This is a genomic window from Streptosporangium sp. CA-115845 (assembly GCF_050943795.1).
Classification (GTDB): Bacteria; Actinomycetota; Actinomycetes; order Streptosporangiales; family Streptosporangiaceae; genus Streptosporangium.
In genome coordinates this window covers 919025-937758 of sequence record NZ_CP191988.1, presented here as the reverse complement: position 1 = coordinate 937758, position 18734 = coordinate 919025, and the positions used below count along the sequence as shown (strand labels likewise).

Here is an 18734-nt window from a genome sequence, read left to right as displayed (position 1 = left end):
CAGGCGCCCCGGTCCACTCAACCGGCGCCCCCTCCGCCCGGCCGGGCACTCCCCAACCGAGGTAGGTCATGCGTTTCAGAAGCCTGGCGCTGCTCGCGGCGCTCCTTCTCTCGTTCTTCGTCTCGATCCCACCCGCCCATGCCGCCGTCGGTCTCCGCGTGAGCGGCACGAAGATCGTTGAGTCGAACGGCAACACGTTCGTCATGCGGGGTACCAGCCACGCGCACACCTGGTACCCGTCCCAGACCGCCTCGTTCGCGGGGATCAAGTCGCTCGGCGCCAACACGGTCCGGGTGGTGCTCAGCGGCGGCCGGTGGACCGCCAACGGCGCCTCCGACGTGGCGAACGTGGTCTCGCTCTGCAAGCAGAACAAGCTCATCTGCGTGCTGGAGAACCACGACACCACCGGGTACGGCGAGCAGAGCGGCGCCTACACCCTCGACCAGGCCGTGGACTACTGGATCAGCGTCAAGAGCGCGATCGTCGGCCAGGAGGACTACGTGGTCCTCAACATCGGCAACGAGCCCTTCGGCAACAACGCGACCACCCCCGGCTGGACCCAGGCCACCTCGTCCGCGATCTCCCGGCTGCGGAGCAACGGCTTCCAGCACCTGATCATGGTCGACGCGCCCAACTGGGGCCAGGACTGGGGCTTCACCATGCGTGACAACGCGGCCACCGTCTTCGCCGCCGACTCACAGCGCAACACCGTCTTCTCCATCCACATGTACGGCGTGTTCGACACGGCCGCCGAGGTCACCGGCTACATGCAGAGCTTCCAGACCGCCGGGCTGCCCCTGGTCGTCGGCGAGTTCGGCTTCGACCACTCGGACGGCAACCCCGACGAGGACACGATCATGGCCCAGGCCCAGGCCAGGGGCATCGGCTACCTCGGCTGGTCGTGGAGCGGCAACGGCGGCGGCGTCGAGTACCTCGACCAGGTGACCAACTTCAACACCGCCAGCCTCACCAGCTGGGGCCAGCGGCTCTTCAACGGCGCGAACGGCATCGCGCAGACCTCCGTCGAGGCCAAGATCTACGGTGGGAGCACCACCCCCGACACCGAGGCGCCGACCAAGCCGGGCACGCCCGCCGCCTCCGCGATCACCGGGAACGGCGCCACGCTGACCTGGACCGCCTCGACGGACAACCGCGCCGTCACCGGCTACGACGTCTACCAGGGCACCACCAGGCTCGGCTCCTCGGCGACGAACTCGATCACCCTGACCGGGCTCGGCGCGCAGACCTCCTACACCGTCCACGTGGTGGCCAGGGACGCGGCCGGGAACACCTCCCCCGCTTCCAGCACCACCACCTTCACCACCACCTCGGCCCCGCCGAGCGGCTGCACCTCCACCTACAAGACGGTCAACTCCTGGCAGGGCGGTTTCCAGGGTGAGGTCACCGTCAAGTGCACCGCCGCCGTCACCGGCTGGAAGACGGTCCTGACCTACCCCTCCGGCGTGAACATCACCCAGTCCTGGAGCTCCACCCTGTCCGCCGCTCCCCCGGCCTTCACCTTCACCAACGCCGCCTGGAACGGCTCCATCCCCGCCGGCGGATCCACCACCTTCGGCTTCATCGGCAGCTGGAACGGAAGCGGCACCCCACCCACCCCCACCATCTCCTAGCCCGCCCACAGGCCCCACCCGCACGGAGTTCTCCCGCGCGAGCGACCCTCCCGTACGAGAACCCGGTGCGGCCGGGGCAAGGGGGTACGGCTCACCTGCCGTGCCCCCTCTCCCCGGACCGTTTCCGAAACTTTCGGTATATTCTCGCAAATTTTCTAGTCACCAGGCCGGATCTTCCCGACCCTCAGAGAGGACCCCCCATGTCCAGCCTCCGCAAAGCGATCTCGGCAGGGGCGATCGCCCTGCTCCCGCTCGTCACGGCAGCCGTCGCCGTCCTGCCCGCCACCCCGGCCCACGCCTCCGCCTCCCTGCGCGAACACGCCGCCGCGCGCGGCAAGTTCATCGGCGCCGCGGTCGCCACCTCCCCGCTGGCGAACGAGACCTCCTACCGCAACATCGCGGCGACCGAGTTCAACCAGATCACCGCCGAGAACGTCATGAAGTGGGACACCACCGAACCCAGTCAGAACCAGTTCAACTGGACCGGAGCGGACGCCGTCGTCAACTTCGCCACGCAGAACAACCAGCAGGTGCACGGGCACACGCTGGTCTGGCACAGCCAGACACCGAGCTGGGTGCAGAACCTCAGCGCCACCGACATGCGCTCCGCGATGCAGAACCACATCGCCAAGGTCGCCGGCCGCTACGCCGCCAACCCCACGGTCGTCTCCTGGGACGTCGTGAACGAGGTCTTCGACGACAACGGCAACATGCGCAACTCGTTCTGGTACCAGAAGCTCGGCGACACCTACATCGCCGATGCCTTCCGGGCCGCCCGGGCCGCCGACCCTGACGCCAGGCTCTGCATCAACGACTACAACGTCGAGGGCGTCAACGCCAAGAGCACCGCGATGTACAACCTGGTGCGGACGCTGCGGGCGCAGAACGTGCCGGTCGACTGCGTCGGGTTCCAGGGGCACCTGGCCACCCAGTACGGCTTCCCCGGCCAGGTCCAGCAGAACCTCCAGCGCTTCGCCGACCTCGGCGTCCAGGTCAGGTTCACCGAGATCGACATCCGGATCCAGATGCCCCGCGACGCGGCCAAGGACGCCCAGCAGGCCACCTACTACCGCGACGTCGTCAACGCCTGCCTGGCGGTGACCCAGTGCGCGGGCATCACGCTCTGGGGCTTCACCGACAAGTACTCCTGGGTCCCCGACACCTTCCCCAGCGAGGGCGCGGCCCTGATCTACGACGCGAACTACGCCAAGAAGCCCGCCTACACGGCGGTGCACGACGCGCTGGCCGGTGGCACCACCACCCCGGACACCGAGGCCCCGACCAGGCCGGGCACTCCGGTCGCCTCGGCCATCACCTCCTCGGGAGCGACCCTCAACTGGACCGCCTCCACCGACAACCGCGCGGTGACCGGCTACGACGTCTACCGGGGAAGCACCAGGCTCGGCTCGTCGGCCACCAACTCCATCACGCTGACCGGCCTCAGCCCGCAGACCGCCTACAGCGTCACCGTCGTCGCCCGTGACGCGGCGGGGAACACCTCGACCGCCTCCGCGGCGGTGACCTTCACCACCCTCGCCGGGCAGCCCGGCGGCCCCTGCGCCGCCACCTACAAGACGGTCAACTCCTGGCAGGGCGGTTTCCAGGGCGAGGTCACCGTGAGCTGCCCCGCCGCCGTCACCAGTTGGAGGACCGTTCTGACCTACCCCTCGGGCGTGAACATCACCCAGTCCTGGAGCTCCACCCTGTCCGCCGCTCCCCCGGCCTTCACCTTCACCAACGCCGCCTGGAACGGCTCCATCCCCGCCGGCGGATCCACCACCTTCGGCTTCATCGGCAGCTGGAGCGGAAGCGGCACCCCACCCACCCCCACCATCTCCTAGCCGTACGCGGACCGGCGGTCCAGCGTCGGTCTCACGGGCCCCGTGGCCGGTTCACACCGCGTCACGGGGTTTCCCGCCTCAAGATCGATAATGACGCGACGGAAGCCGGGCAGCGCGAGGCGGCGACACCGCGGTTCGAAAACCGCGGCGCCGCCGCCGGTAATCCTGTGAGAAACAACAACTCGCACTGTGTTGAGAGTCAGGATCCCGAAGAGATTCCTCCCGGGTTTCCGTGCCCTCGGTTCGGGGCGGCGTTTCTCTGTGGAAAAACACGGTCCCGGTGAATACCGGATCCCTATCTCTTGGCGACGCTTCCGGAGCCGCACGAAATCGCGGATCCGGCCGCGAGTGGCCTCACATCCCGGATGTCCCCGACATCCCGGATACCCCGGCCCCGCATCGCACCCCGATCAGAGCGCGGCCACGGCTGGACGGCCGGAAGGCCTAGTCATCGTCGAAGTCACGGAAGCGGGAACGACCGCTCCCGTTGCTCAGCCGGTTGACGTTGTTGTTGTGGTTGTTGATGATCACCCTGACCCGGCTGTGGCCGCCGCCGCGACGGCCCCAGCCGCCGCCGCAGCCGCCGCCGCCGCCGCAGCCGCAGCCGCGCCCGCAGCCACCGCCCCAGGTCGGGAAGGCCGCGGCGGTGACCGTGCTGGTGGTCGCGCCGGCGCTTGTGGCGGTGGTCGCCGCACCCATACCGACAACCCCACCGGTCAGCGCCGTACTGATCGCGAGCCCTGCGATAACACTCTTGGACTTGGGCATTGTGTTTCCCCTCGAAAGGTTCAGTTACCCCAATTTCCGGCATTTCCTAGATCGGCCGAAAATCGCCTGAGATGACCAGATATGAGCCATCTCTGATTGTCATAGTTTCCTGCCATGTCTGCCCACAAACAACGATTCAAGGCTTTTACGCTATTCTTGTCTAGTTATGGCGGACATTAAACTATTATGAGTCGCTTTGGGGTGAAATATCCTTTATGCACCCCGGAGAGCCGCGATCCACGAGGACCGGGCGAGCCATCGGACCCACGACTCCCGGTCCCGCCACCGTGAACGGACGGACCGCTTTTCGTACCGCCGGCCGGGGCAGCGGGCGGTGCGGGTCACAGGTGTGGGTCACGGGGGGCGGGCGTCGATGCCGTACTCGTGCAGCCTGGCGACCATCCAGCGGGCGAGGCGCAGATGGCCCACGAGGGTGGGATGGACGCCGTCAGGCAGCACCGCTCCTCTGCCCCAACCCCGGCCGTGCGGGCCGAGCGGTTCGAACGGGTCGAGGAAGGGCACCTCCAGCCGGTCGGCCGCGGTCGAGACGGCCTCCCTCACCCGGTAGGCCCATCGGGGAGCCCTCGTCATCCAGATCGGGCCGACCAGCACGATCCTGGTGTGCGGCCACTGCCGCCTGACCAGCTCCAGCAGGCGGAGCACCGCTCCCTCGATCCTGGCGGCCCCGATCCGGCGGTCGTTACGCCCGCCGGAGACGATCAGCAGGTCGGGCTCCGGACGCCAGGAGAGCTCCTTGACGAAGGACTGCTGGAAGGTCCGGCGCACCCTGCCCGGGTTGACGAAGCCCGTTCCCGCGGCGCCCGCGGTGATCAGCTGCCAGCCCAGCTGCCGGGCGACATGTGCCGCGTAGCCGTCCCATCCCCGTACCGGCCCCGACCCGACCGTGAAACTGTCACCGATGATCATGACGAGCGGCGCCTGGCTCGGGGGTGACGGGGTGGCCGAGGCGGGGAGTTCGGCACCCAGCGTCACCGGTACGGCCGTACCGCCCTCAGGGACACATCCCGAAATAAGACAGGAAATCGCTACAACAAGCGCGACCGCGAACGCCCACGGTCGTCTACGTGCGGGCGTGCGCATGCCACCTCGGGGGACGTCGGACTGCCGACAAGATTGTAGATGTCCGCCGGTAGCCGGACCCGGAAAGCGGAAAAGCCGGACCCGGTGGCATCACGGGGCCCGGAAGCCTTTCCGAGCGGCCTGCCCGTTCGGCGGGAGCGGGTCAGCTGACCTGGGAGGGAGGGACGACCCAGGTGTTGCAGTAGGCGATCCGGGCGTACTTCCAGCCCTGGTGGAGCCAGGCGGCGTAGTGCTCGCCGTTGCCGTGGTCGCGCCGGGGGTTGCCGTTCCGGTCGTCGCCGCGATCGTGGTCCGTCCGCAGCACCTGCTGCCAGCGGGCGCCGGTGATACCCAGCGGGACCCGCACGGTTCGGGCGAAGGCCCCGGCGAGACACTGCGCCTGAAGCTCGTGGCGACGGGAGTGCGCGTCCTGCGCCTCGCGGGACCTGGTGGAGACCTCCCACCACCAGGCCCCGCCGATGCCCGACATGGACTGCACGTGGTGGGCGTACTCATGGGCGAGCACGGTCAGGTAGGGCACATGGTTCCGGGCGGGGTCGACCTGACCGCTCTGCTGGATCACATGGCTCAGGCCGATGTACATGCCCCGGTTGGCCGGGCAGTAGTAGGCGGAGGCGTCGGGGTTGGGATAGACCCCGCAGGGCCCGCGTCCCGCACGGGACCAGTAGACCTTGCTCGGCCGCAGGAAGACCGCTCCGGCCTGGGAGAACTTCGCGCTCCAGGCCCGGTCCAGACAGCCGGTGACGGCGTTGAGGTAGGCGAGCATGTCGCCGGGGTGGGTCGAGGGCCGAGAGGCGCGGCAGGAGGTGGGGCGCATCAGGCCGGTGCCGTAAAGCGGGTTGCGCTTGAGCCGGGCCGCGGTGTCGGAACGGCGCATGTAGCGGAGGTCGACGGCCGTGCTCCGCTCCGCGGCGGCCGGCACGATCTCGGTGTCCCCCAGCGAGCCGAGGTTCAGCTTCCGCGGCGGGGTGAAGGCCGGCGGAGTGACCTCGACCTCGCCGGTCTGCGTGGGGACGGCCTTCCCGGTCGCCACCGGGCCGGTCCCGGGACCGGCCGGACTCTCGGCCTCCTCGCCACCGGCCAGGCCGGCGATCACCACGACCCCGGCGAACGCCAGGGCGAGAATGCCCAGAACGCCAAAGGCCAGCGGGTTCGACCTCCGTGGGCGCATGCGACCGCCTCTCCAAAGAGTGGATCTTCGGGCGGCAATCTAGCGGATACACACACATATGGGTTTACGGGCGTACAGAAATGGATACGGGGCCGATCATCACGGCTCGGTGCTTCTCGATAGGCTCCCGACCCATGGCGGCATCTTTCTCGCACCGAGCAGCCGGAAGCCTGGCCGCGACGGCCATCCTCGCGCTGCTGGTCGGCGCCTCCCCTGCCCTCGCGACCGTTTCCACGTCCCCCCAGGCCACCCAGGACGGCAAGGTGACGAGCACGACGGTCCAGCTGGAGCTCCGGCAGGACGGGGTGCTTCATGTCAAGGAAGAGGTCACCTTCGAGGGCGACGCACCGTCGCGCGACCTCGTCGACCGGACCCGCTACGACAGTCGCAGCGACCGGCTCTACCAGGTCACCGACCTGAAGGGCGACGCCACTCTGACCGGCGGCACCATCACCCTGAAGGGCACGGGCAGCGCCGTCCTGGAGTACGACGTCAGGGGCACCGTCACTCCGCTCACCGACGCCCAGGAACTGCGCTGGTACGCCGTGGGCGGCTGGTCCGTCCCGGTCGAGCAGGCCAGGGTCACCGTGAGCGGCCCGGCCGCGCTGCAGCACCTGTCGTGCTTCGCCGGCCCCCTGACCTCGGCGATCGCCTGCACCGAGGCATCCATGGACCACACGGGCGTCGCCGCCGAGTTCGGGCAGCAGGGCCTGGACGCCGGCGAGGTGCTCACCGTGGTCATCGGCTACCCCGCCGCCGCCACCAAGGGCGCGCCGATCCTGGCGCGCCGCTTCGAGTTGTCCAACGCCTTCACCCTCAACACCGTGACCGGCGGCGCGCTGGCCGCCCTGCTCCTCCTGATGCTCGGCGGCCTCGCCCTTCTCTACTGGACGCGAGGCCGGGACGCCCGCGTGGTCGGCCACGGGTCGGGCTCGCTCAGCGGCGTCGAGAACGGCCACTTCGCCCCGCCGGACGGCGTCCGCCCCGGTCAGATCGGCACCCTCATGGACGAGCAGGCCGACGTGATCGACGTGACCGCCACGATCGTCGACCTGGCCGTCCGGGGCTACCTCAGGATCGACGAGCAGCCCCGGCAGACGTACGAGACACCCGACTGGAGGCTCGTACGGCTGCCCACCGCCCAGGTCTCCGCGCTGATGGCCTACGAACTGGAGCTCTACGACGCCATCTTCGACGGCCGCGACACGGTGCTGCTCTCGGAACTCCGGGGATCGTTCGGCGCCAAGCTCGGCAAGGTCCGCGAGGCGCTCTACCGCGACGTGGTCAAGCAGGGCTGGTTCGCCCGCCGCCCCGACACCGTCCGCACCCGCTGGACGACCCTCGGCGTGCTCCTCACCGTGCTTGGCGTCCTCACCACCTTCGCGCTGGCCTGGCTCACCACGTACGGACTGCTCGGCCTGACCCTGATCATCGCCGGTGCCGCCCTGGCGGTGGGCGGCCAGTACATGCCGGCCAAGACCGCCAAGGGTGCGGGAGCGCTCGCCCACACCCTGGGGTTCAAGGAGTACCTGTCCGGCGGCGACATCACCGATGACGTGCCGACGGCCCAGCGGGTGGAGCTGTTCTCCCGTTACCTGCCCTACGCCGTGATCTTCGACAGCGTCGACCGCTGGGCCCGTGTGGTCTCCTCGGTGACCGGCGACGGTCAGCAGGCCGACAACCTGTACTGGTACCACGGCCCGGCCGAGTGGGACCTGTCCAGGTTCGCCGACTCGATGCGGACCTTCACCATGACCACCTCCGGCGCGATCTCCAGCACCCGCCAGTTCCGCTCCCTTTGACCTCGACGGCTGGGCACCGGGGAGACCTGTGCGGATCACTACCGCACGCGGATCTCACCCACCGGACGCCCGCCGCCGAGCAGCACCCCGGTGGCCAGCTCGTCGAGCTCGGGACCCTCGAAGCCGAGCGCCCGCAGGGCCGCGACGGTGACCGGAACCCGGGCGCGCTGGCCACCATCCTCGATCTTGACGGTCCCCGAACGCCCGTCGCTGAAGGCGAAGGCGTCGAACGCCTCCGCACCGACCTTGACCATCAGCCCGGGAATCGCCCGCATCAGCCGGGCCTCGGGGCGGCTGGTGCCCGACGTCCATTCGGGGTGGGCCCGGAAGGCGTCCGCGATCCGGCGCTCCGGAGTGCCCGGCTCGGCCAGGACCAGTGCGCGGAACGCCCGGGTCACGCCCAGCATCGAGACGAAGAACAGCGGGGCGCCGCAGCCGTCCACCCCGCCGGCCGCGACACGCTCGCCGGTCAGCTCCTCGACCGCGGCGCGGATCGTCCGCTGCAGCGGATGGGCCTGGTCGAGGTAGGTCTCCACCGGCCAGTCATTGACCACGCAGGTGGCGAGCATCGCCGCGTGCTTGCCCGAGCAGTTCATGTAGACCCTGGCCCGGCCCCCTCCGGAGCGCAGCACCTCCTCCCGGGAGGCGGTGTGCTCGGGCAGGTCCTCCGGGCAGCCCAGCGCGCTCCCGTCCAGCCCGGCCCCGGCCAGGATCTCGCGTACCCCGTCCACGTGGAACGGCTCACCCGCGTGGCTCGCGCACGCCAGCGCGAGCAGCTCCCCCTCCAGGAGGAGCCCGGCGCGGACCATGGCGAGCGCCTGGAGGGGCTTTATCGACGAGCGCGGCGAGGCCGGCGCGTCCACCGCCCCGTGCACCCTCACCAGGGAGCCGTCGGCGGCGACGGCGAGCATCCGCGCCCGATGGGTGGACTCCACGAACCCCGAGCGGACGACCTCGACGAACAATGACTCAGCAGACACCTTTGTCTCCTTTCGCCCAGAGTCTAGGGAGGTCGGGAGGCACGGGATGATGGGAGGCATGCGTGCGGTCGTGCAGCGGGTGAGTTCCGCGTCAGTGGTGGTGGACGGCGTGACGGTCGGGGCGATCGACGAGCCGGGGCTGCTGGTCCTGGTCGGCGTGACCCATACCGACACCCCCGAGCAGGCGGCCAGGCTCGCCGCCAAGCTCTGGGGCCTGCGGATCCTCTCCGGCGAGAAGTCCTGCTCCGACATCGGCGCGCCCCTGCTGGTGGTCAGCCAGTTCACCCTGTACGGCGACACCCGCAAGGGACGCCGCCCCACCTGGCAGGCCGCCGCGCCGGGTCCGGTCGCCGAGCCGCTGGTCGAGACGGTCTGCGCCGAACTGCGCGGGCTGGGCGCCCAGGTGGAGACGGGGGTCTTCGGCGCCGACATGAAGGTCGGGTTGACCAACGACGGCCCGATCACTCTGATCCTGGACGTCTGAGCCCCGGAACCGGGACTTTCCCGGTAAGCCGATCTCTCCGGGGCTCGGTGCCCCGAGGAGATCGCCCGAGAGGTGACCCGGAGAGGTGGCCCGACCACGCCGATCCCGGACGTCCGGCCGGGGTCGTCCCGGACCGGAAGCGATGCCGCCCATGACGCGACGCGGTGCCGTCAGCGGATGCGGCGGCGCAGGGCGGGGTCGATCTGGACGTTGCGCCCGGCGTCCGGCGGCACGATGACCTCCTGGGACGCGGCCACCCCGCCGGCCTCCAGCGTGGCGTCCACCGGCACCGTCCGCTTGACCACGGCCAGCGCGATCGGGCCCAGCTCGTGGTGGCGCGCGGCGCTGCCGACGGAGCCGACCTCCGCCCCGTCGTACGTCACGGGGGCACCGTGCTTCGGCAGGGTGTCGACGCTGCCGTCCAGGTGCAGGAAGACCAGGCGGCGCGGGGGATGGCCCAGGTTGTGGACGCGGGCCACGGTCTCCTGGCCCTTGTAACAGCCCTTGCTGAGGTGCAGGGCCGTGCCGATCCAGCCCACCTCGTGCGGGATCGTCTTGTGGTCGGTCTCGAAACCCAGCCGGGGGCGGTGCTCCTCGATCCGCAGCGCCTCGTACGCCCAGAGCCCGGCGAGTCTCAGCCCGAGCCCCGTCGCCAGCTCCTCGCGGGGGAGCAGGATGTCGCGCCCCACGGCGACCGCTCCGGCCGGCAGGTCGGGCCGCGCCGGTCCGGCCACGGAGACCACGGCGTAGCGATCCGTCACGTCGGTGACCTCGACCCTCAGCATGAACCGCATCTTGTCGAGGAAGGCGGCCAGCTCCGCGCCGGTGCCCGGCTCGACGTGCGCCCAGACGGCCGCACCGTCGTCGACGAGGACGAGGTGGTGCTCCACCCTGCCCTGGGCGTCCAGCAGCAGCGTCTCGGTGGGCCGGCCAGGTTCAAGGTCGTCGAGTTTCTGCGAGCTGAGGCTGTTGAGCCAGCTCAGACGGTCGGGCCCGGAGATCCGGACGACCTCGCGGTTGCTCCGGTCGACCATCGCCTCTCCGGCGAGCAGCGCGCGCTGCTCGGCGAACGGGTCGCCGTAGTGTCCGGCGACATCGGCGTCGGGGGTGTCGGCCGCGACCGCGCCGGGAGTGTCCAGCAGAGGGCTTCGCATGTACACAGCCTACGAGGCCGCACCGGGCAGGGCGGCGGCGGCTCCGCCACGCTCCCGGGACGGATTGCGGAGGCATCCACGGAATCCGGGTGTCCGCGGAATCCGGGGGCGCCCGCGGATCGCGGCGGCTCAGGGGCGAAGCGCCTCCGGAGGATCAACGGGTGCGCGCGTCCCCCAGCGGTCGGCACGATCCGGGCGCGGGCCACGTGTTTATCCGGTGGATCCGCCCTTCCCTCTCCCCGTACAGTCGCCGGAACGCGACGTCGTCACCGGGAGCGGATCATGCGAGTGCCCTACCCCCGCACCCCTCACCTGCCCTGGTCTCCCGGGGCCACCTCGGACGACGTACGCGCCGACGGCCTGTCGGGGCTGGCCGGCCGGGAGGTCGTCGTCACCGAGAAGCTCGACGGGGAGAACACCACCGTGTACCCCGACGGGGTGCACGCCCGTTCGCTGGATTCGGCGCACCATCCGTCCCGCGCGTGGGTCAAGGCCCTGCACGGCAGGATCGCCCGGTTCCTCCCACCGGGCCGGCGGGTATGCGGCGAGAACCTCTACGCCCGGCACTCGATCGAGTACCGGGACCTGGAGAGCTGGTTCTATGCCTTCTCCATCTGGGACGGCGACCACTGCCTCGACTGGGACCGGACGGTGCGCCTGACCCGGCGGCTGGGGATCCCGGTTCCGCCGGTGCTGTGGCGCGGCACCTTCGACGAGCGGGCGCTGCGGGCCCTGCGCCTGGACACGGCGCGGCGGGAAGGGTACGTCGTACGAACGGCCGCCGGATTCCACCGGGAGGAGTTCGCCCACCACATCGCCAAATGGGTGCGTCCACGACATGTCCGGACGACCGAGCACTGGATGCTCGCGCCTGTCGTCGAGAACGGCCTGGGACCGGCCGCCGCGCTGTGGGAGGTGCGTTCGGGAGCCGATCCGGACGTGCCGGCGCTCATCGCGGCGACGGGGATGACGGCCGGTGACCCGGCGGGGCCGGGGGCAGGCTCCCCGGAAGCGGCGCGACGGTCGACCACGGCGACCGACGACCCGGCGGGGCCGACGATCCCGGCGGCCGCCGCCGAGCGCGTCGAGGCGGCCGTGGCCGACGTCTCCGCCAGGCTCGACCTGCTCGGCCGGACGGGGGACGCCCGGCTGGCGGGCGTCCTGGCCACCCTGTGCCACGGCACCCGCCGGGCCTGGCTGGCGTCCGCCCTGGTGGCTCCCCTTGGCATGCCCCTGGCCCGGCGGGTCGCCGACCTGGCCGAGCTGAGCACCCGCCTGCACCGCCCCTTCCCCGACGAGGAGCGCAGGACCGGCCTGGTACGGCTGACGGCCGCGGCCGACCTGGGAGCCCTGCACGCGGTCGCCGCCGCGGCCCTGACCGGGCGCGCCGACGGTGACGCCGCCGACGCGCGCGAGCAGGTCGGCTGGTCCGAGCTGCACGCCGACGAGGCCGGGCTGCTCGGCGAGGCGCCGCTGGAGCCGCTGCGCCTGGGCCTGCGCCAGGCGCTCGGCGGATGTGATCCCGACGTGGCGGACCGGTGCTGGGCCGAGACGCGGGAGTCCTACGCGCTGGGCCGGATCACCACGGCCGAGGGGGGCCTGGCGGTGAGCGGGCGCTGGCGGTCCGGCCGGTTTCCCCGGCTCGTCGTCATGGTCGGCCCGTCGGGCAGCGGGAAGAGCACGTTCGCCCGCGGCCTCCCGGACGCCGGGGCCGTCGTCGCGCTCGACGACCTGCGCCAGGACCGGGGGTCCCGGTCCGACCAGCGGGCCAACCCGGCGATCCTCCGTGAGGGCCTGCACCGGCTCGACGCGCTCCTGGCCGGCGGCGGAACCGTCGTGTGGGACGCCACGGCCCTGAACCGGCACCAGCGCTCCCTGGTGCACGCCGTGGCCCGCGGGCGCGACGCGCTGACGACACAGGCGGTCATGCTGGTCCCCGGCGACGTGCTGGCCCGGCGTAACGTGGGCCGTGCGCACCCGGTGCCGCCGGAGGTGCTCTCCGCCCAGCTTCGCCGCTTCTCCCCGCCCTATCCGGGAGAGGCGCACCGCACGTGGTACATCGGGCCGGAGGGGAACGTCCTCGACGTCGCCGGAGCCCTCGACAGCGATGAGGAATGATCATGCGGACGAGTGAGGAGATCTTCCACCGGATCCGCTGGGATCCGCGGTTCGACCCGGCGCGGTTCGTCCTGGGCATCAACGTGCGCGGGGCCTCGCCCAAGCGCGTGCCACTGCCCGCGTTCGTACCGGGAGGCGACATTCCCTGGCACCGGATCCTGTTCGTCGAGGCGGACGGCGAGACGGTCTGGGACCGGTCGGCGGGCCTGGACCGCATCGACTCGTCGCAGGCCGGCCGGGTACGGGATCCGCGCAGGCTCCGGGCACCGTTCTTCGCGGCCAGGACGCCGTTCGCGTGGGATCCGGTCGCGGGCTGGCGCCCCGCGCCCCCCGTGCCGGCCGGGGCCGCGTCCACGACGGCACACCTGCGCGTGCTGACCTGGAACACCCTGTGGGACCGCTACGACAGCGACCGGCTGGACACCGCGCGGCGCCGACCGCTGCTGCTGGAGGAGCTGGAGCGGGCCGACGCGGACGTCATCGCGCTGCAGGAGGTCGAGGCCGAGTTGCTCGTCATGCTGCTGCGGACCCCGTGGATCCGCTCCGGTTACACGCTGAGCACCGACCCGGCCGGCCAGGACGTCGACGACGCCGGGCTCCTCCTGCTGACCCGCCTGCCCGTTCGAGAGGCGGGCCTGCACGTCCTCGGCCCGCACAAGGCCGTCGCGGCCGTCACGGTGGAGTCCGCCGCCGGGCCGGTCGTGGTGGCCGCCACGCATCTGACCAGCGACCACACCGACAACGGCCCCGCCCGGCGCCAGGCCGAGCTCACCCGGCTCGCCGAGGTGCTGCTCGGCGTGGACGGGGATGTGATCCTGCTGGGCGATCTCAACGACGGCGGGAGCCGGCCCGCCGAGGTGCTGGGCCTGCGGGACGCCTGGACCGAGGTCCACGGCCCCGATGATGCGACCGCCACCTTCGATCCGCGGGTCAATCCGCTGGCGGCCCTCTCCTCGCTCTCCGGCCGTGCCTCCCGGCTCGACCGCGTCCTGCTGCGCGGCCACGACCTGTGCGTCACGACCGCGGCCGTACGGGGTGACGTTCCGACGCCGGACGGCCTGTTCGTGTCGGACCACTACGCCGTCGCCGCCGACGTCGCCATCGGCGGGAGCGGGCACGACGTCCTCGGCGTCTCCGGCGTCCTCGACGCGCGCCCGACGGCACGGACCGCGCTGGCCTGGATCCCACCGCGGGAGCTCTGGCCGGCGATCCAGGGGATCCGCCGGGAGCACGACCCGCAGATCCGCAGGTGGCCACCGCACGTCACGGTGATGTTCGGTTTCGTACCGGAGTCCGACTTCGAGGAGGCGGCCCCCCTGCTGGCCGCCGCCGCGGCCGCGATTCCCCCGTTCACCACCCGGTTGGAGGGCGTGCACGCCTTCTCCCATCGGGACGGCTCCACGGTCTGGCTCGACCCGGCCGCGGGCGGAGCCGAACCGTGGGCCGCGCTGCGCGGCGCGCTGGAGCGCGGGTTCCCCCGCTGCCGGGGCCGCTCCGAGGGCTACACCCCGCACCTGACCCTGGGCAGGGTCAAGGATCCCCGGCGGCTCGTCGCCGACTGCGCGGCGCGGCTGGGCGGCCGGTCGGCGCGGGTCGGCGAGCTGGTCCTGCTGTCACGCCGGGGTGAGGAGCCCATGCGGCCCCGGGCGACCGTCGCTCTCGGAACGGGCGAGGTGCGCTGGCTCGACCACGGAACACCCGCGCCCGACGCCCCGCCGGACCCGGCGCGCCCCCCTGGGGACGCCCCGGGATCGGGAAAGGACGGCTCCGAGGCGCGGGAGCGTCACGGCGCCGCCTTGGCACGGGAGGTCGTGGCGCGGCTACGAGTCTCGCTGGCCGAGGGGGTCGTTCACGTCACCGGGTCGCGACGCCTGGGCTGCGCCCTGGCCGACGCGGACCTGGACCTGGTGGTGGCGCTGCCCGCGGCGGTCGCCCTCGCGGACGTCGAGGCGCGGGTGCGGGCGGCACTGCCGGAGGCGACCGGGCTGCGGGGGGTGATCGGTGCCAGGGTGCCCGGCCTCCGGTTGCGGATCGACGGTCTGGACGTCGATCTGGCCGTCGTGGCGGTCACCGGCGTCACCCCCGCCGAGGCGGTGTCGCGCCGTACGGAGCTGGACGAGGCCTCGGCGATCGCATTGAGCGCGGTCAGCGACGCCGACGCCGTACTCGCCGCGGTCGGCGCGAACCGCGCCGCCTTCGCCGGGCTGGCTCGGGAGGTGAAGGCATGGGCGAGGGCGCGCGGGCTGGACTCGGCCCCGTTCGGCGGGTTGCCGGGCCTGGCCTGGACCATCTTCGCGGCGCGGACGGTGTGCGAATCCGGGGATCTTCCTCCCGGCGACCTGCTCCGGCACTTCTTCGGTACGTGGGCCGCATGGGACTGGCACCGGCCGGTCGGCCTGTGGCCGGAGGCACCGGACGGGCCGCCGGGCGAGCCGCCGGGCGGAGGGTCCGGCGCGGCCGTGTCGGTCACGACCCCCACGGCCCCCGTCCGCCTGTGCAGTGAACAGGTCGGCGCCGGCGTGCGGGATCTGCTGGCACAGGAGCTCTACACCGCCTGGGAGGTCGTGGAGGAGGCGGCGCGGACCGGCCGGAGCCCACGGGAGGAGTTGCTGTCGGCGCCGCCGTCGCACCGGCGGCACGCCGCGTGGGCGGTGGTGACCGTGAGGGACGAGCGGGCCGAGAGGTTCGCCGTGACGCTGGGCCGCGTCCGGGGCCGGATGCGTGCGCTGCTCACCTCCCTGGAACGCGCGGGGGCACGGGACGCGCACGCCTGGCCCAGGCCGTTCGAGACCGGGCCGGGAATGGCCCGGTTCGCGATTGGGCTCGGCCGCACGCCGCCGGACGCGGCCGCGCTGGCCGAGACAGCCGGTCCGTGGGCGGCGGGCCTGCGCGGAGTCGGCGTCGAGTGGGCGGAGGGCGGCGAGGTGCCGACGCTCCACTGATCACACCTCGATCCGGGTTCCCCGCGGCCGGGTGTGCCTCCGCCGCGGCGCCGGCGCGGTCGCCGGCCGGCCGCGTCCGCGAAGGTGGCGGCCGGCATCCCGCCGCTAGCGGCAGTTCCGGCAGCGGCCGAAGACCGTCAGGTGGTGCACGTCGGTGACGAACCCGAGCTTCTGGTCGAGGTTGTCGACGAAGCTCTCCACCAGATCCGGACTGACCTCGCTGATCTCCCCGCAGCCGCGGCAGACCAGGTGCACGTGATCGGCCTCGGAGGTCAGGTGGTAGGTGGGGGCACCGTGCCCGAGGTGGGAGTGGGTGACCATGCCGAGCTCCTCAAGGAGCTCAAGGGTCCGGTAGACGGTCGAGATGTTCACCCCGCGAGCGGTCTCCCGCACCCGGTTGCAGATCTCCTCCGGGGTGGCGTGCTCGCAGGCCTTGACCGCCTCAAGCACCAGCTGGCGTTGCGGAGTGACCCGGTAACCGCGCGCCCGCAGTTCCTCATGCCACGACGTTTCGGTCATTCCCCGAGTCTATGAGCATCGGGGCCGCCGATGAACGTCACACGGTACGCGACCTGAGAGGAACAGGGCGCGAAACATCCCTCGAAGAGGGACCATACGCCGGCGCTCAGGGGCCGAAACCGATCCGCGCCGGGTCGCCGGTCTCCCGACCATCGGGGGTTCCTTTTCAAGGGGGTGCGTCACGCCTTGATCGTCATCTGAGGCCACACCGGAAGGTGTACGGGCATCCGGGCCAGGCGAGAGGGGCGCGGATGCCGCACCTGGAGCCGGTCGCCGTTGAGAAGCGCGGCATCGCAGGTGGTGGAAACCCGGCGACGGCGGCGAGGGGGCACGGGTCCGCTCATCGGCACCGCGCCGCGTGGGGCCCCCAGCCATGCGGGTGGGTACGAGGTCCGCAGGACATGCGGCCATGAACCGGTCACCTCCACGAACGTGACCTCAGTCCATGTCGGGCCTGGTCAGGGGGTCGGCTTCGGGGTGGAAGCCACGGCTTCGCGGGGCGGAGAATATTCATTTGCCCTGACGGTGTGGAGTTTCATAACGTACAGGCACGCCGAAAGGAGGTGGTCCGAACAATGGTTGATCATAGTTGGGCTAGCGAGGTGGCTGTCCGCTAGGACGCCGCGACCGGACTCTGTCCGGGCGTCTGGCGACGTTCGGCGAATCCACGACAATCACCGGAACCCCGGGCCGCCGGGGGCGGGCAATCCCGCCTTTGGTCCACCGGCCCTCCTGTTCAGCCAGGGGGAAGTGGCCCGGGGTTCTTCCCTTTCCGGCACTCCTCTTTCCAGACCCTCCTCACCCGGGCCGGGACGCGCCTTTCCGGTACGACTCCAGATCGTGTCGCGGTCGCCGCCCGTCAGGCCGCGATGCACGGACCCGGGACCGTGACACCCTCGGGGCCGAGGGGCTGGGAGTCACCCCTGGAAGCCGGGGTTGGCGCAGTGCAGCGGGCTTTCCCCGCCGAGGATCCTGACGATGTCCTCGCAGATCATCCGGGTGTGGTTGATCTCGGTGTCGTAGGTCCCCGAGCCCAGGTGCGGGGTGAGCACCACGTTGTCCATGTCGGCGAGTGGGTGGGACGGGTCGAGCCAGTCCCCGGCGAACCTGTCGAGGGCCGCACCGCCCAGATGGCCCGTCTTCAACGCGCCGACGAGGGCGTCCATGTCGTGCAGGGCCGCGTCGGAGGTGTTGACGAAGATCGCTCCGGCCCTCATCGCGGCGAACTCCACAGCGCCGATCAGCGGCCTCTCGGACGCGAGGGCGTGTACGGAGATGACGTCGGCCTGGGCCAGCAGGACGTCGAGGCCGTACCGGTTCTCCACCGCCTCGGGGTCGTAGACCATGACGCGCATGCCCAGCCCCCTCATCCGCCAGGCCACCGCGTGACCGACCGCCCCGTAGCCGATCAGGCCGACGGTCCGGCCCGCGAGCTCCCACGCGCGGTACCGCCGGTAGGAGACCATGCCGTAGCGGATCTCCCGGTCGCCGACCGCCACCCGGCGGGTCACCGCGAGGATCAGGGCGAGGGTGAGTTCGGCCACCGCGTCGGCGTCGCGCCCCGGGGCGCAGACGACGGGAATGCCCCTGTCGGTGGCCGTGCCGAGGTCCACGTTCCCCGCGTCGCCGCGGGCGCAGCCCACCACCAGCAGGGGAAGATCCAGCACCGGGCCCGCGACCTCGTCGGACTCGGTGATGAGGATGCGCGCCCCGATGTCCGCGAGCCGCCGGGCGAGGTCGGCGGCCTGGTACGGACTGTGCTCAGCAGGGTCGTGGTGGACGTCGATCAGCTCTCTCAGACGGTCCCACTCCGGACCTCGCATTGGCGCCAGCACAAGGGCTCGCGGTTTCACCGCGCCTCCTTATTTCAGGAAATTTCAGCATCTGGGAGCTTTCCACGAATGCCATGATCAATCCTGACATTGACCCGACTGTCACCAACGGCCCCATCAGCCTCTCCTGTTTTCGGACTTGTCCCTTCGTGGCCTCCTCCAGCGGGAAGTTCAGCGCGAAAATGCATTCAAGGTATGAGAGGTCAGAAAAAGCCAACGAATAAGGTCATCCGAATAAAACCCTCGGTCGGCGCCGTAATCACCGGCCCCGCCCACGCCGGCCCCGGTCTCCGGCCGGTGCCTCCAGGGCGGTGCCCCGGGCAGGCTCCGGGCAGTGCCCCGGGGCAGCGGAAAGCGAAGGTCCGTGACCGGGCTCGGCTCCGGTGGCCGG

General features: G+C 71.3%; 13 protein-coding genes. 6 read left to right on the top strand and 7 right to left on the bottom strand.

What is annotated here, in order from left to right; genetic code table 11:
* Positions 1-68 precede the first annotated feature (68 nt).
* Both ACQP0P_RS06595 and ACQP0P_RS06590 read left to right on the top strand, forming a co-directional pair.
* On the top strand, positions 69-1631 hold the full coding sequence (locus tag ACQP0P_RS06595) for a cellulase family glycosylhydrolase (protein ID WP_433372310.1): 1563 nt from the start codon (positions 69-71) through the stop codon (positions 1629-1631).
* Positions 1632-1831: 200 nt separating this feature from the next.
* Entirely contained in the window at positions 1832-3472 is a 1641-nt protein-coding gene (locus ACQP0P_RS06590; protein WP_433372307.1) for an endo-1,4-beta-xylanase, read from the top strand.
* 444 nt (positions 3473-3916) lie between these two features.
* Here ACQP0P_RS06590 and ACQP0P_RS06585 read toward each other — a convergent pair whose 3' ends face one another.
* The 3 genes from ACQP0P_RS06585 to ACQP0P_RS06575 all read right to left on the bottom strand — a co-directional run bounded on the left by ACQP0P_RS06585 (position 3917) and on the right by ACQP0P_RS06575 (position 6512).
* A complete protein-coding gene (locus ACQP0P_RS06585; RefSeq protein WP_433372304.1) occupies positions 3917-4240 on the bottom strand; it encodes a hypothetical protein in 324 nt (107 codons plus the stop codon).
* Positions 4241-4594: 354 nt separating this feature from the next.
* Positions 4595-5233, bottom strand: coding sequence for an SGNH/GDSL hydrolase family protein (locus ACQP0P_RS06580; protein WP_433372302.1), 639 nt, complete (start codon positions 5231-5233; stop codon positions 4595-4597).
* A 250-nt stretch (positions 5234-5483) separates the two neighbouring features.
* On the bottom strand, positions 5484-6512 hold the full coding sequence (locus tag ACQP0P_RS06575; protein WP_433372299.1) for a neutral zinc metallopeptidase: 1029 nt from the start codon (positions 6510-6512) through the stop codon (positions 5484-5486).
* A 134-nt stretch (positions 6513-6646) separates the two neighbouring features.
* Here ACQP0P_RS06575 and ACQP0P_RS06570 point away from each other — a divergent pair, with 134 nt between their 5' ends.
* Positions 6647-8314, top strand: coding sequence for a DUF2207 domain-containing protein (locus ACQP0P_RS06570; protein ID WP_433372296.1), 1668 nt, complete (start codon positions 6647-6649; stop codon positions 8312-8314).
* A 38-nt stretch (positions 8315-8352) separates the two neighbouring features.
* On the opposite strand, the gene ACQP0P_RS06565 is transcribed toward ACQP0P_RS06570, so the two are convergent.
* A complete protein-coding gene (locus tag ACQP0P_RS06565) occupies positions 8353-9294 on the bottom strand; it encodes an asparaginase (RefSeq protein ID WP_433372294.1) in 942 nt (313 codons plus the stop codon).
* A 58-nt stretch (positions 9295-9352) separates the two neighbouring features.
* Between ACQP0P_RS06565 and dtd the strand changes: the two genes are divergently transcribed.
* On the top strand, positions 9353-9778 hold the full coding sequence (gene dtd, locus ACQP0P_RS06560; RefSeq protein ID WP_433372291.1) for a D-aminoacyl-tRNA deacylase: 426 nt from the start codon (positions 9353-9355) through the stop codon (positions 9776-9778).
* A 170-nt stretch (positions 9779-9948) separates the two neighbouring features.
* Here the strand turns inward: dtd and ACQP0P_RS06555 are convergent, their stop codons facing one another.
* Positions 9949-10932 carry a YgfZ/GcvT domain-containing protein gene (locus ACQP0P_RS06555; protein WP_433372288.1) on the bottom strand — a complete coding sequence of 328 codons (984 nt, stop codon included), beginning with the start codon at positions 10930-10932 and terminating at the stop codon, positions 9949-9951.
* 282 nt (positions 10933-11214) lie between these two features.
* Here ACQP0P_RS06555 and ACQP0P_RS06550 point away from each other — a divergent pair, with 282 nt between their 5' ends.
* Both ACQP0P_RS06550 and ACQP0P_RS06545 read left to right on the top strand, forming a co-directional pair.
* Positions 11215-13050 carry an RNA ligase family protein gene (locus ACQP0P_RS06550; protein WP_433372285.1) on the top strand — a complete coding sequence of 612 codons (1836 nt, stop codon included), beginning with the start codon at positions 11215-11217 and terminating at the stop codon, positions 13048-13050.
* Between the two features lie 2 nt (positions 13051-13052).
* Positions 13053-15992 carry a poly(A) polymerase gene (locus ACQP0P_RS06545; RefSeq protein ID WP_433372283.1) on the top strand — a complete coding sequence of 980 codons (2940 nt, stop codon included), beginning with the start codon at positions 13053-13055 and terminating at the stop codon, positions 15990-15992.
* A 105-nt stretch (positions 15993-16097) separates the two neighbouring features.
* Here the strand turns inward: ACQP0P_RS06545 and ACQP0P_RS06540 are convergent, their stop codons facing one another.
* Positions 16098-16511, bottom strand: coding sequence for a Fur family transcriptional regulator (locus tag ACQP0P_RS06540; protein WP_030924489.1), 414 nt, complete (start codon positions 16509-16511; stop codon positions 16098-16100).
* Between the two features lie 917 nt (positions 16512-17428).
* Positions 17429-18364, bottom strand: a complete 936-nt coding sequence (locus ACQP0P_RS06535; protein ID WP_433372279.1) for an NAD(P)-dependent oxidoreductase — start codon at positions 18362-18364, stop codon at positions 17429-17431.
* Between the last annotated feature and the right edge of the window lie 370 nt (positions 18365-18734).